This window comes from Streptomyces sp. NPDC059909 (genome assembly GCF_042730885.1).
GTDB lineage: Bacteria > Actinomycetota > Actinomycetes > Streptomycetales > Streptomycetaceae > Streptomyces.
Window position 1 is genome coordinate 55,172 of the sequence record NZ_JBHWKX010000040.1, and the last position, 12,091, is coordinate 67,262.

General features: G+C 72.1%; 14 protein-coding genes and 1 pseudogene. 7 read left to right on the forward strand and 8 right to left on the reverse strand.

Going from position 1 to position 12,091, the window contains the following annotated elements:
• The first annotated feature begins 97 nt into the window (after positions 1–97).
• Entirely contained in the window at positions 98–805 is a 708-nt protein-coding gene (locus tag ACFV9O_RS25405) for an HAD family hydrolase (protein WP_385421477.1), read from the forward strand.
• Here the strand turns inward: ACFV9O_RS25405 and ACFV9O_RS25410 are convergent.
• Entirely contained in the window at positions 796–990 is a 195-nt protein-coding gene (locus ACFV9O_RS25410) for a hypothetical protein (protein WP_385421479.1), read from the reverse strand. The genes ACFV9O_RS25405 and ACFV9O_RS25410 overlap by 10 nt on opposite strands.
• A 173-nt stretch (positions 991–1,163) precedes the next feature.
• Here ACFV9O_RS25410 and ACFV9O_RS25415 point away from each other — a divergent pair, with 173 nt between their 5' ends.
• Entirely contained in the window at positions 1,164–2,036 is an 873-nt protein-coding gene (locus ACFV9O_RS25415) for a winged helix-turn-helix domain-containing protein (RefSeq protein ID WP_385421481.1), read from the forward strand.
• 75 nt (positions 2,037–2,111) lie between these two features.
• Positions 2,112–3,203, forward strand: a complete 1,092-nt coding sequence (locus ACFV9O_RS25420; RefSeq protein ID WP_385421483.1) for a phosphotransferase — start codon at positions 2,112–2,114, stop codon at positions 3,201–3,203.
• A gap of 75 nt (positions 3,204–3,278) precedes the next feature.
• Here the strand turns inward: ACFV9O_RS25420 and ACFV9O_RS25425 are convergent, their stop codons facing one another.
• The 7 genes from ACFV9O_RS25425 to ACFV9O_RS25455 all read right to left on the reverse strand — a co-directional run bounded on the left by ACFV9O_RS25425 (position 3,279) and on the right by ACFV9O_RS25455 (position 10,033).
• Positions 3,279–4,250, reverse strand: coding sequence for a zinc-binding dehydrogenase (locus tag ACFV9O_RS25425; protein ID WP_385421485.1), 972 nt, complete (start codon positions 4,248–4,250; stop codon positions 3,279–3,281).
• Positions 4,251–4,324: 74 nt separating this feature from the next.
• Positions 4,325–4,957 (reverse strand): dihydrofolate reductase family protein, encoded by a 633-nt coding sequence (locus ACFV9O_RS25430; protein ID WP_385421487.1) that lies wholly within the window; start codon positions 4,955–4,957, stop codon positions 4,325–4,327.
• 51 nt (positions 4,958–5,008) lie between these two features.
• Entirely contained in the window at positions 5,009–6,427 is a 1,419-nt protein-coding gene (locus ACFV9O_RS25435; protein WP_385421505.1) for an MFS transporter, read from the reverse strand.
• A gap of 304 nt (positions 6,428–6,731) precedes the next feature.
• Positions 6,732–7,220, reverse strand: a complete 489-nt coding sequence (locus tag ACFV9O_RS25440; protein ID WP_385421489.1) for a MarR family winged helix-turn-helix transcriptional regulator — start codon at positions 7,218–7,220, stop codon at positions 6,732–6,734.
• 152 nt (positions 7,221–7,372) lie between these two features.
• On the reverse strand, positions 7,373–8,608 hold the full coding sequence (locus ACFV9O_RS25445; RefSeq protein ID WP_385421491.1) for an RNA polymerase sigma factor: 1,236 nt from the start codon (positions 8,606–8,608) through the stop codon (positions 7,373–7,375).
• On the reverse strand, positions 8,601–8,957 hold the full coding sequence (locus ACFV9O_RS25450) for a YciI family protein (protein WP_385421493.1): 357 nt from the start codon (positions 8,955–8,957) through the stop codon (positions 8,601–8,603). Before ACFV9O_RS25450 ends, ACFV9O_RS25445 begins: the two co-directional genes overlap by 8 nt.
• A 68-nt stretch (positions 8,958–9,025) precedes the next feature.
• Positions 9,026–10,033, reverse strand: a complete 1,008-nt coding sequence (locus ACFV9O_RS25455; protein WP_385421495.1) for a helix-turn-helix transcriptional regulator — start codon at positions 10,031–10,033, stop codon at positions 9,026–9,028.
• 98 nt (positions 10,034–10,131) lie between these two features.
• Between ACFV9O_RS25455 and ACFV9O_RS25460 the strand changes: the two genes are divergently transcribed.
• From ACFV9O_RS25460 to ACFV9O_RS25475, 4 genes and pseudogenes are all read left to right on the forward strand, one after another.
• Positions 10,132–10,965, forward strand: coding sequence for an NAD(P)H-binding protein (locus ACFV9O_RS25460; RefSeq protein WP_385421497.1), 834 nt, complete (start codon positions 10,132–10,134; stop codon positions 10,963–10,965).
• Between the two features lie 16 nt (positions 10,966–10,981).
• Positions 10,982–11,464, forward strand: coding sequence for a GNAT family N-acetyltransferase (locus ACFV9O_RS25465; RefSeq protein WP_385421499.1), 483 nt, complete (start codon positions 10,982–10,984; stop codon positions 11,462–11,464).
• Between the two features lie 300 nt (positions 11,465–11,764).
• Complete coding sequence (locus tag ACFV9O_RS25470; RefSeq protein WP_385421501.1) at positions 11,765–11,917, forward strand: hypothetical protein; 153 nt, start codon at positions 11,765–11,767, stop codon at positions 11,915–11,917.
• Between the two features lie 37 nt (positions 11,918–11,954).
• Positions 11,955–12,091 (forward strand): annotated as a pseudogene (locus tag ACFV9O_RS25475) (ABC transporter); the annotation flags it as partial.

The following is a 12,091-nucleotide window of genomic DNA, read 5'->3' on the forward strand; positions in this document are numbered from 1 at the left end:
GCCAGGAAACGGCGCGGCAGTGCGCGGAGGCCGGGACGGGGACCCAGCGGCTCTGGTTCGATGTGCTCTGACGTGACCGACATGGAGCGACCTACTTGTGACCACTGATTCGCCGCTCGCGGCACTGGTGCTCGGGGCCCGCAGCGTCCTCTTCGACTTCGACGGGCCGATCTGCGGGCTCTTCGCCCGCCATCGGGCGCCTGCGGTCGCCGCCCGTCTGATCGACTGGCTGGATGCCCGGGGGCAGGGGGATGCGCTGCCGGAGGAGCTGCGACGGCTGGACGATCCCCATGCCGTCCTGCGTGCGGTGGGCCGCCGCTGTCCCGGAGACGACGTGGTGACCGCTCTTGAGGAGCAGCTCACCCTGGAGGAGGTGGAGGCGGCCGGCAATGCCGCTCCCACCCGGTACGCGGACGAGCTCGTCCGCGCCTGGGCCGGCGCGGGCGTCCCGCTCGCGGTCGCGACGAACAACTCGGTGTCCGCGGTGGTCCGTTATCTGGAGTCGCGCGGCATCGACGGGTGCTTCGGTCCGCATCTCCACGGGCGCACCCCCGACCCTTCGCTCCTCAAGCCGGAACCGGACTGTCTGCACCGTGCGCTCGACTCGCTCGGTTGCCGCCCGGAAGAGGCGCTGATGATCGGGGACACGCCGTCGGATCTGTGGGCGGCGGAGAAGGCGGGCGTCGCGTTCATCGGGTACGGCCGCGACGCCCGCCGTGGCGAGCGCCTCAGCCGTGCAGGGGCAACGGCGGTCGTGCCTTCGCTGAAGCCGCTGCTCTCCCTGCTGAGCGGCCGTCATTGCTGAGGGAACATCAGCATGGCCAGGATGACCGCTCCCACGGAGATGCAGCCGACGTGCTTGGCCTTGATGCCGAAGGCGACCAGCGAGAAGCCGATCAGGCCCGCGGTTCCGTAGCGCCCTTCGATGAACCGCTCCAGGCCCAACGTGAAGGCGGCGGCAAGGACGACCAGCAGTTCCATATCGATCACTCCCCCGAGTGGCCTGGTTGACGGATCTCCGGCCGGAGATCTTCCTGCCAATTGGACTGGTTGACTACTTTCAGAATCCCCGGCCTGACTGATCAACTAACCATTTGCGCAAGGGAGTTGACGGCATGCCTGAAAGTGGTGTGCCCGTCACCGGAAAGCTGTATGGTCGTCATGTGGAAGGCGAGCAAAGCTCCGGCGACGGCGGCGGCAGGGAGTTCCAGCGCGTGGCGGGCGCGCTGCGCACCGCCATGACCGACGGCACGTACGAGCGGGGCGTCCGGCTGCCGGCCCAGCGCGACCTCGCCAAGCAGTTCGGCGTCTCCCGGGACACGATTCAGCGTGTCCTGAAGGACCTGGCCGACGAAGGCTGGATCGAATCTCGTCAGGGCAGCGGCTCGGTGGTGAGGAAGACCCAGCAGGTCCACTCCCCGGTCGGCAACGGAGCTCACATCGGGCGGCGTATCACCCTGGGCCCGCTGGTCGCCGCGGCGTTCAACGCACCCGAGGTCACGCTCGACGTCTTCACCCTCACCTCGGAGTCGCTCGACGCGCACATAAGGCTCCAGGCGGAGCGGGTGATCAACGAGGAGATCAAGCCCCGCCGCATCGCCCTGCGTCTGCTGCTCCCCGCGGAGACCTCCCGCCTCGCGTACCCGAGGAACCAGCAGCGGCCCGACGACCCCCGTCCCCTCGAGCGGCTCAACGAGATCAGCCGCCGTCATACGGAGTCGCTCCGGGCGGCCCTGGAGACGCTGAGGGACGGGTACGTGCCGGAGGTCTCGGTGGAGATCAAGCATGCCCCGCTGACGCCCAACACCAAGCTGTACCTCCTGAACGGGGTCGAGGCGCTGCACGGGTTCTACGAACTGATCGAGCGGCAGGTGACACTGGCCGGGGGGCAGGAGGAGACCATCCTCGATGTCGTGGGTCTCGGGGCGACGATGTTCCACTTCGTGAAGGACGACGATCCCGAGTCGCAGGGCTCGCTCTTCGTCGATGCCGCTCAGGCCTGGTTCGACTCGCAGTGGCGGCTGCTCGCGGAGTGAAAGCCTGCTCAACCGCCCGCTCCCGTAAGGTGACTGACTGACGGCTCCTTCGTGCTAGTGACCGGGAGTGGCTCCGTGGGAGACACCTTCGACGAGTTCGTCCGGCACGCCGTACGGCACGGTCGGATGTCGTCCGGGCACCACCACAGGAACTACCGGGTCCGCCTGACCGATGCCATGGCGGCCCGTGTGGGCCGTGAACCCGGAACCCAGGTGGTCGTACGGATCCCGGTGCCGGATGCGCTGCCCGTGGTCGTCAGGACGTGGCGGGACGAGTCCCGGATACTGCACGCGGTGCGGCGCAGCCTGGTGGGCATACCGGAGCCGCTGGCCGCCCGGGACGGCGTGGCCGTGCACACCTTCGTCGAAGGGAGCGTGCTCTCGCGGAGGTGCGCCGGGGACTCCCGGGTCGACGCGGATGCGGTGCGGGCGCTGGCCGACGTGCTGGCCCGGACGGTCGTCGTCGACCGGGCGGGGCTGCCGCCGCTGCCGGACCGCTGGACGGAGGACGGTCAGTCCTTCCTGCGTGCTCTCGCCCACCGCACGGACGCACAGGTGCGCCGCCCCAACCTGGCCGAATTCGGCGAACTGTTCCGGCGGCTGGGGGTCGCGGAGGACGCCATGGCGCATTACGCGGAGCGGATACCCAGCATGTCGCTCAGGCCGTTCGGACTGCTCCACACCGATCTCCACCGCGACAACGTGATCGTTTCCGACGGCCCCGACGCGAGCCTGGTCCAGGTCGACTGGGAGCTGGCCACCTACGGCGATCCCCTGCATGAACTCGCCACCCATGTCGTACGGATGCGGTACCCGGACGATCAGGTGGACGAGGTCACCGAGGCCTGGGCCGGCGCGGTGGACGAGGTCCGGCCGGGTGCCTCCAAGGGACTGGAGAGCGACCTGCCGCACTTTCTCGACTTCGAACGGGGCCAGTCCGTCTACCCCGACGTGATGCGGGCGGCGCGGTCGCTGGGAGTACAGGGCGCCGTGGTCGCCCAGGAGGATCTGGACCGGGCCGTCGCCGCGGTGGCACGGGCCCTCGACGCCGCGCGCAGGCCGCTGGAACTGCCCGAAGGACCGGACGAGGAGACGATCAGGGATCTCCTGCTGTGGTGGCACGGCAACCGCCGTGCTCCCGGAACGCTCACGTCGTCCGCGCCCTGAACGGCACACCAACCGCTCCTCGCGCCCGGGCCCGGGGAACAGCCGGCGTGCGGGCGGACCGGACCGCGTCGGGTGTCAGACCGTGAGCACCACCTTGCCCAGCAGCCGCCGCGACTCGATAGCCGCGTGGGCCTCCGAGGCCCGGTCGAGCGGGAAGGCGGCGCCGATCACCGGGCGGAGGGTGCCCGAGGCCGCGGCGGCCAGGACGCGGGTGGCCAGTTCGGCGTGGACCGGGGGCGAGAGCTGGAGGTCGGCGATGCCCAGCAGGCGCACACCGCGGTGCTCGGCCTCGCGCGGGTCCACGGCGGTGAAGCCGCCCGTCGGGGCGCCGTGGGCCGAGAAGCGGCCGCCGTCGGCGGTGAGGGCGAAGGCGGCGAGGCCCAGGTCGCCGCCCACCCCGTCGAGGACGACATCGGCGCCCGCGCCGCCGAGGGCCTCGCGGGCCCGCTCCGGCCGGCCCGGTGCGGCCGCGTCCACGACGGCGTCGGCGCCGAGTTCCCGTACGAGCGCGGTCTTCCGCTCGCCCCGGGCGACGCCGACGACGTACGCGCCCCGCGCCTTGGCCAGCTGGACCAGGAGCGTGCCCATGCCGCCCGAGGCGCCGGTGATCAGCACGCGTTCGCCCGGCTCGGGCTCCGTCGCGTCGAGGAGCACGGTCGCGGTGACGCCGTCGTGGACCAGGGCGGCCGCGTCCGTGAAGGGCAGTCCGTCCGGTACGGGCGCCAGGGACTCCGCCGCCGCGACGGCCCGTTCCGCGTAGCCTCCGGTGAAACCGATGGCCGCGACGACGCGGCGTCCCCGCCACGACTCGTCCACGCCGGGCCCGACGGACCGTACCGTGCCGGCGATGCCGCCCCCGGGCACGTACGGCGGCCGCACCGGGAAGTAGTCCCGGCCCCAGCCCGACCGTATCTGCGTCTCCACGAAGATCGTGTCGACCGCGGCGACGTCCACGACCACCTGGCCCGGGCCCGCCTCCGGATCCGGCACCTCTGCCGGGACCAGTACGTCGGGACCGCCGAAGTCGATCACCTGTGCCACGCGCATGCTGTCCACACCTCTCCGCAGCTGTTCGTCGAGCCGTCCTGCGTGGAAGTCTGGAACCTCAACCTTGGTTGAGGTCAAGCCTTCCTGGTGATGCGGTACTTGAGGTGCGTGGCATTGGGGGTGTGCACCACGCGGAGGGGTTCGAGCTCCTGGTGCAGCAGGCCCAGCCTGTCGAACAGCCGCAGCCCTTCACCGAACAGCACCGGAAGCACATGGAGCTGGATCTCGTCGATCAGCCCGACCCTCAGGAACTGCTGGACCGTGTCCGCGCCGCCCGCGATGTCGACGTTGCGGCCGCCGGACGCGGCCCTGGCCTGTTCCAGAGCGCTGTGGATGCCGTCGGTGACGAAGGTGTAGCTGGTGCCGCCCCGCTTGACCTCGGGCTGTCGTGGGCGGTGGGTCAGGACGAACACCGGGGCCCGGAAGGGCGGGTCGTCGCCCCACGGCTCCTCCCCGGTGTCGAACATCGTCCGGCCCATCACCACCGCGCCCGTCGCGTCGAACCACTCGCCGACGATCTCCGAGTCGCGGTTGTGCTCGCCGCCGGTCAGGCCCTGGCGCTCCCGCCAGCTGGCGAGTCCGGCGATCCACTCGTGCAACCGCAGTCCGCCGTCGCCGCCGGGGTTGCCGATGCCGGCGTTGGGTCCGGCGATGCAGCCGTCGACCGACATCATCAGGTCAGCGGTCACTGTCACGTTCGTCGTCATGGTCTCTCCCCACAGGGGTGTTGTGTGCCGTGCTCTCACCCAACGCGTCGATCAGGAGCCGGCCTTCTCGACACGCGCGGCCGGCCGAAAGGAGCGCGCCGGCCGCGGAGACCCGCGGAGCAGGGTGAGCGCGACCACGAAGGCGGCGCCGATGAGCCCCGCGCCGACGGCGAAGGCCAGGTGGTAACCGCTGGTCAGCGCCTCGGCCTGGCTGTGACCGTACGACTCCAGGCTCTCGGTGCGGGAGGCCGCCAGCGTGGAGAGGACCGCGACGCCCAGGGCCATGCCGATCTGCGCGGTCGTGTTGAACACCCCCGAGGCGAGCCCCGCGTCCTCCTCGCTCGCACCGGACATCCCGAGCGAGGTCAGCGCGGGCAGCGCGAGCCCGAACCCGGCGGCCAGCAGCATGAGGGGGAACAGGTCGAGCGCGTAGTCGGCGTGCACGGGGAGCCGGGTCAGCAGCCCGAGGAGCGCGCCCAGGAGCAGCAGCCCCGCCAGCAGGACGGTCCGCTCGCCGAAGCGGGCGATGAGCCGGGCGGAGACGCCGAGGGACACCGCTCCGATGACGACGGCCGCCGGGAGCATGGCGAGACCGGTCCCGAGGGCGCCGTAGCCGCGGACCCGCTGCAAATAGAGGGCGACGAGGATCTGGAACGAGAACAGGGCGGCCACCATCAGCATCTGGACCAGGTTCGCCCCGAGGACGTTGCGTGGGCGGAGGATCCGCAGCGGCATGAGCGGGGTGCGGGCCGTGGCCTGGCGGGCGACGAACGCGGCGAGCAGGACGAGGGCGAGGGCGCCGAGGCCGAGCGTGTGCGGCGAGGTCCAGCCGTACGCCTCGACCTTGACGACGGTGTAGATCCCGAGCATCAGCCCGGCGGTGACGAGGAACGCGCCGATGGCATCGGAGCCTGCCGTGAGGCCCGCGAGGCCCGTGGGGCGGGGGCCCTTGGTGCGGTCGGCGGGCAGGACGGGTACGGCGACGGCGAGTGCCGCGAGGCCGATGGGCAGGTTGATGAAGAAGATCCAGTGCCAGTCCAGCGCATCGGTGAGCACGCCACCGAGCACCTGGCCGAGCGATGCGCCGGCTGCGCCGGTGAAGCTGAACACGGCGATGGCCTTCGCGCGTTCCCTGGGCTCCGTGAAGAGCGTGACGAGGATGCCGAGGCCGACGGCCGAGGCGAGCGCGCTGCCGACGCCCTGGAGGAAGCGGGCGGCGATCAGCACTCCGGGGCCGGTCGCGAGGCCGGCCACGAGCGAGGCCGTGGTGAACACGGCGGTCCCGGCCAGGAACATCCGCTTCCGGCCGAGCAGATCGCCGAGCCGGCCGGCGAGGAGCAGCAGTCCGCCGAAGGCGATGAGGTAGGCGTTGACGACCCAGCTGAGGCCGGCGGGGGAGAAGCCCAGGTCGTCCTGGACGGCCGGCATGGCGACCGTGACGATGCTGCCGTCGAGGATCGTCATCAGCATGGCGGTGGCGATGACGCCGAGGGCGAGCCAGCGCGACGGGTTCGGCGGGGCGGACGCGTTCAAGGCTTCCGGCGGGGCGGGTGCGTCCAAGGCTTCCGGCGGGGCGGGTGCGTCCAAGGCTTCCGGCGGGGCGGACGGGGCGCGTGCGTCGGGGGCGGGCGCGGCTGCGGAGCTGGTGGACATGGCTGTCTCCTGTCGGGCCGTCGGAAGGGTCGACAGAGAGACCGTAGCAGATGGTTTTGTTGCAGACTATCTTTCTCGGATCGGCATGAAGGATGGGCCGGAGAGATGCCCGGGCGAGGTCCTACTTCCCGCGCTGCCTGGCCCGCCGGGCCGGCCGCGGACTCTCGGCCGGAGTGGCCAGACCATCGCTGACCAGCTGATTCAGGGCCCTCAGCAGGGTCTCTCTGTCATCGTCCGCGAGCGTTCCCAGGGCCTGTGCGTGGACGCGGTCCACGATCTTCTGGCTCTTCTCCGCGACTCGCGCCCCCTCCTCGGTCACCGCGATGATCCGCGCCCGCCGGTCCAGGCTCGACGGCCTCCGCTCGGCCAGCCCGGCCTCCTCCAGTGCGTCCACCGTCACGACCATCGTGGTCTTGTCCATGTCGCCGATCTCTGCGAGCTGCGCCTGGGTCCGCTCCCCCTCCAGGGCGTGCGCGAGCACGCAGTGCATCCGCGCGGTCAGGCCGATCTCGCCCAGTGCGGCGGCCATCCGGGTGCGCAGCACATGGCTGGTGTGGTCGAGGAGAAAGGACAGGTCGGGGGCGGTTCGGGTGGGAGTCATCGCGGTCATGCGTGCCAGCGTAACAAGATGAATCCGTGGCGGATTATTCGAAAGTGGACTTTCTCGTCGCCCTTCTGTTCGCATGCCGGGCGGCCGGCGCCCGGCACCCGGCACTCATGCGCACTCATGCGCACTCCTGCGCGCGCGCACGCAGCCGCACATCAGGGGATGAGCGCTTCGCGGCTGCGCCGCCGCAGGAAGTCCCGCTCGGCCGCGTTCTTCGTGCGGGCACTCGCCGCCTCGTACGCCTCGGCAGCCTCGCCCTTGCGGCCCAGGCGGCGCAGCAGATCGGCCCGTACGGCGTGGAAGACGTGGTAGCCGTCGAGCCCGGCGTCGCCGAGGCCCTCCACGAGGGCGAGCGCCGCCTCCGGGCCCTCGACCTCGGCCACCGCCACCGTGCGGTTGAGCGCGACGACCGGGCTCGGGGCGATCGCGTACAGCTGGTCGTACAGCCGCAGGATCTGCGACCAGTCGGTCGCGGCCGCGGTCGGGGCGTCGCTGTGGACGGCGTTGATCGCCGCCTGGATCTGATACGGGCCGGGCCGGCCGCGGCGCAGGCACTGCCGCACGAGTGCCTGGCCCTCGTCGATCAGGCCGCGGTCCCAGCGGCCCCGGTCCTGGTCCGCCAGCAGTACGAGGCCACCGTCCGGCGTCGTGCGCGTCGCCCGGCGCGACTCGACGAGCAGCATCAGGGCGAGCAGGCCCATGACCTCGGGCTCGTCGGGCATGAGCTCCGACAGCAGCCGGCCGAGGCGGATGGCCTCCGCGCACAGGTCCTCGCGGACGAGCCGCTCGCCCGAACTCGCGGCGTACCCCTCGTTGAAGACGAGGTAGACGACGGCCAGCACGGCCCGGACGCGGTCCGGGAGGTCGGCGTCGGCGGGGACCCGGTAGGGAATCCGTGCGTCGCGGATCTTGCCCTTGGCGCGGACCAGCCGCTGGGCCATCGTCGGCTCGCTCACGAGGAAGGCGTGGGCGATCTCCGCGGTGCTGAGCCCGCCGAGCAGACGGAGCGTCAGGGCGACCCGGGCGGCGGGGGCGAGTGCGGGGTGGCAGCAGGTGAAGATCAGGCGGAGCCTGTCGTCGTGCACGGGGCCCTCCTCGACCGGTTCGCCGGGGGCGTACAGCAGGGCGGCGGCCTCGGTGTGCCGGTCCTCGCGGGACGCCTCGCGGCGGAGGCGGTCGATCGCCCGGTTGCGGGCGGTGGTGATGATCCAGCCGGCCGGGCTCGGCGGCAGCCCGGCCGCGGGCCACCGCTCGACCGCGGTGGTGAACGCGTCCTGGACCGCTTCCTCGGCGACGTCGATGTCACCGAAGGCGCGGACCAGGACGGCGACGGCGCGCCCGCACTCCTCCCGGAACACGCGCTCCACCGCCGACGGCGTCACCTCAGGCAAAGGTTCCGTGCTCCATCGGCCGGACCTCGATCGACAGGGGGGAGAGCACGCGGGCGTACTTGCGGCCCCATGCGAGCGCGGCGTCGAGATCGGGTGCCTGGATGACCGTGAACCCGCCGATGTGTTCCTTGCCCTCGACGAACGGGCCGTCGGTCATCAGCACCTCGTCGTCCTTCAGCCGCAGCACCGTGGCGGTGCTCGGCGGGTGCAGGCCGCCCGCGAACACCCAGGCGCCGGCCGCCCTGATCTCGGCGTTCAGGGCCTCGAGATTCCGCATGACCGGCTCAAGGAACTCGGGCGGGGGAGGGGGGCCGTCGGGCTGGTAGATGCTGAGCAGATACTGCTTCATGGTGTTCCTCCTTGATGACGGTCACCCTCTACACGAACGGCCCCGGCCCGGATCGACACATGCGGCCTTCAGGATTTCGCGGCAGGGTTCATCGCGGCGGGCTCGTCCGCGGGGCGCGTCGGCGGCCCGTACGTGGCGGCGAGCTCGGCCGCCAGCCGGGCGAGCCGTTCGCGGGCCGCCGGCGGCTCCAGGACCTCGACGCGCGCACCGAGACCGGCCAGCTGCGCCGCCACGACCTCCGGCGAAGGCCCGTCGATCTCGACCTCGAGCCATCCGTTTTCGTCCGCCGGCGTCGCCGCGCCGACGATCCGCATCCGGCCGCCGAACAGCCCCTCCAGTACGGCCTCGGCACCACGCTCCGCCCGGGCCCGCACGGTCGCCGCGAGCATGCGGTCCTCCATGCGCGCGGCGAGCGAGCGCCAGGCGGTGGCGAGGTCGAAGCCGTCCGGGCGTACGACGGGATCGCCCGTCGCCTCCACGGACGTGATGCGGCTGAGCCGGAACGTCCGCAGCCCGCGGTCGGTGTCCGCGACCAGATACGGCACACCGGCCTTGGAGGCGAGGCCGAGCGGGTGCACCGTCCGCTCGCCCGGGGGCCTGCTGCGACCGCCGTACCCGAGCCGGACCTGCGTGCCGTCCACCACCGCGTGCCGTAGCGCGTCGAGCTGGGGCGTCGCGGCCGTGACGGGGGAGCGCGACCAGTCGGTGTCGTCGGTGACACCGGCCCCCGCGGCGGCCTCGGCGCCGGAGCGCAGCGTGGCCGGCAGGGCCCGCACCAGCTTGCGCAGGACGGTCCGCGACTCGGGCGTCGTCGACAGAGGCCCCGCCACCAGGAACAGCTCGCGGATCTCGGCGGCGGTCAGCCCGGTGAGATCGGTCCGGGCACCACCGACCAGCGACCAGCCGCCGCCGCGCCCGCGCTGCGAGTAGACGGGGACACCGGCGGTCGCCAGTGCCTCGAGATCGCGGCGCGCGGTGCGCACGGACACTTCGAGCTCCGCGGCGACCTCCGCCACGGTCACGCGTCCGCGTGTCTGCAGGAACAGCAGCGTCGCCAGCAGCCGGTCGGCTCTCATACCGATTCATTCTGCTCCGGAAAGTGGCCAGAAGATGGCCACTTCAGCTTCCAGGATGGTGCCGGCAAGCACAGAGAACCCTTGAACGGAGCTGAATCATGATCGTGGTGACCGGAGCCACCGCGAACGTCGGACGCCCGCTCGTCCAGGCACTCGCCGCGGCCGGCGAGCAGGTGACGGCGGTGTCGAGACGGCGCGCGGAGACGCAGAACGGCGTACGGCATGAGCAGGCCGACCTGGCCGTACCCGAGAGCCTCGCGCCCGTGCTCGACGGGGCCGACGCGCTCTACCTGCTCGTCGCCGGGGGCGGCGAGGGGCTGGATCCCCGCGCCCTCCTCGACGTCGCCAAGGCCGCCGGCGTCCGACGGGTCGTCCTGCAGTCGTCGCAGATCACCGGGACCCGGCCCGACGCCCCATCCCACGCCCACCTCCGTGCATTCGAGGACGCCGTCCGGCAGTCGGGCCCGGACTGGACCGTCCTGCGGCCGGGCGGCTTCGCCTCCAACGCGTACATGTGGGCGGAGTCGGTCCGTTCCCGGCGTGCGGTCGCCGCGCCCTTCGGCGACATCGCCCTGCCCGTCGTCGACCCGGCCGACATCGCCGAGGTCGCGGCCGCGGCGCTGCGCGACGGGCGTCATGCGGGCCGCACGTACGAACTCACCGGCCCGGCACCGGTTTCCCCGCGCGAACAGGCCCGGGCCATCGGCGACGCGCTGGGCTCACCGGTCCGCTTCGCCGAACTCACCCGCGCCGAGGCCCGCTCGGCCATGCTCCGGTTCATGCCCGAGCCGGTGGTGGACGGCACCCTCTCCGTCCTGGGCGAACCGACCCCGGCCGAGGCGCGGGTGAGCCCGGACGTGGAGCAGGTCCTGGGCCGGCGGGCCCGTACGTTCGCCGAGTGGGCGGTGCGCAACGCCGAGGCCTTCCGCTGATGCGTACCGTTCTCCCATGCCCGAACTCCAGCGCCTCCGCCTCGACCACGCCCCTGCCCTGCTCGCGTTCGAGCAGGAGAATCGGGCCTACTTCGCCGCGTCGATCCCGGACCGCGGCGACGACTACTTCACCGAATTCGACGCCCGCCACAGTGACCTGCTCGCCGAACAGGCCGCCGGACTGCACTTCTTCCACGTCCTGGTGGGCAGCGGCGGCGACGTCCTGGGGCGGGTCAACCTGATCGACGTGGCGGACGATGCCGCCGAACTCGGGTACCGCATCGCCGAAAAGGCCGCGGGCCAGGGCCTGGCGACGAGCGCGGTCCGCCAGGTGTGCGTCCTCGCGGCCGCGGAGTACGGGCTGACCTCGCTCCGGGCCGTGACGACGCTCGACAACGCCGCATCGCGGGCCGTGCTGGCCCGTACGGGATTCGTGCCGGCCGGCGAGATCGTGCTGTGCGGCCGCCCGGGGATGAGCTACGTACGGGAGCTGCGCTGACGACGGCGTCCGTGGAGTCCTGCCGAAGGGCTTGCGCGGGCGGCGCCGTCCGGGGTGCTGACGGCTCAGCGACCGCGCCTCAGGCGACCGGCCAGGCGACGCAGATCGCGCCGTCGGCGGCGCGGAGGCGGCTGAAGGGCGCGCCCCCTGCCCGCGACACGCCTGCCGGCCTCGGCGTCACGCGGTCACCACTTGTCACACGCCATCGCGCGCCTGTCCGACGACACGCTCCGCCCCCGGCAGTGCCGCTTCACCGCGCGGCCGACACCACAGCAGCCGCCATGAATAGCCTGCGGAGCCGTGTCCATCCCGCTCGCGGTGGCAGACGGCACGCACGCCTTCGCGGCCAGGCTCCGGGAGGCGGTGCACGAACTCCGCGAACTCCTCGCGGAGGGCCGGCGCACCACAGCTACCCGAGGCAACCCTGGTTTCAGGGCACTGAAACCATTGTGAAACCGCGCTGAATGCGCCCTGCCGCAACCTCTGCGGCATGACGACAACGACATCGCACTCGATCGCCATCGCGGCCAAGGGGCTGCGCAAGGCCTACGGGGACAAGACGGTCCTCGACGGCATCGACCTGTCGGTGCCGCAGGGCACCGTCTTCTCCCTGCTCGGCCCGAACGG

What these genes read in the sequence shown, in the direction of transcription:
- ACFV9O_RS25425 (WP_385421485.1), bottom strand. Translation starts at nt 4,250, where the DNA reads ATGCGCGTGGCACAGGTGATCGACTTCGGCGGTCCCGACGTACTGGTC.
- ACFV9O_RS25430 (WP_385421487.1), bottom strand. Translation starts at nt 4,957, where the DNA reads ATGACGACGAACGTGACAGTGACCGCTGACCTGATGATGTCGGTCGAC.
- ACFV9O_RS25435 (WP_385421505.1), bottom strand. Translation starts at nt 6,427, where the DNA reads ATGCTGATGACGATCCTCGACGGCAGCATCGTCACGGTCGCCATGCCG.
- ACFV9O_RS25440 (WP_385421489.1), bottom strand. Translation starts at nt 7,220, where the DNA reads ATGACCGCGATGACTCCCACCCGAACCGCCCCCGACCTGTCCTTTCTC.
- ACFV9O_RS25450 (WP_385421493.1), bottom strand. Translation starts at nt 8,957, where the DNA reads ATGAAGCAGTATCTGCTCAGCATCTACCAGCCCGACGGCCCCCCTCCC.
- ACFV9O_RS25455 (WP_385421495.1), bottom strand. Translation starts at nt 10,033, where the DNA reads ATGAGAGCCGACCGGCTGCTGGCGACGCTGCTGTTCCTGCAGACACGC.
- ACFV9O_RS25460 (WP_385421497.1), top strand. Translation starts at nt 10,132, where the DNA reads ATGATCGTGGTGACCGGAGCCACCGCGAACGTCGGACGCCCGCTCGTC.
- ACFV9O_RS25465 (WP_385421499.1), top strand. Translation starts at nt 10,982, where the DNA reads ATGCCCGAACTCCAGCGCCTCCGCCTCGACCACGCCCCTGCCCTGCTC.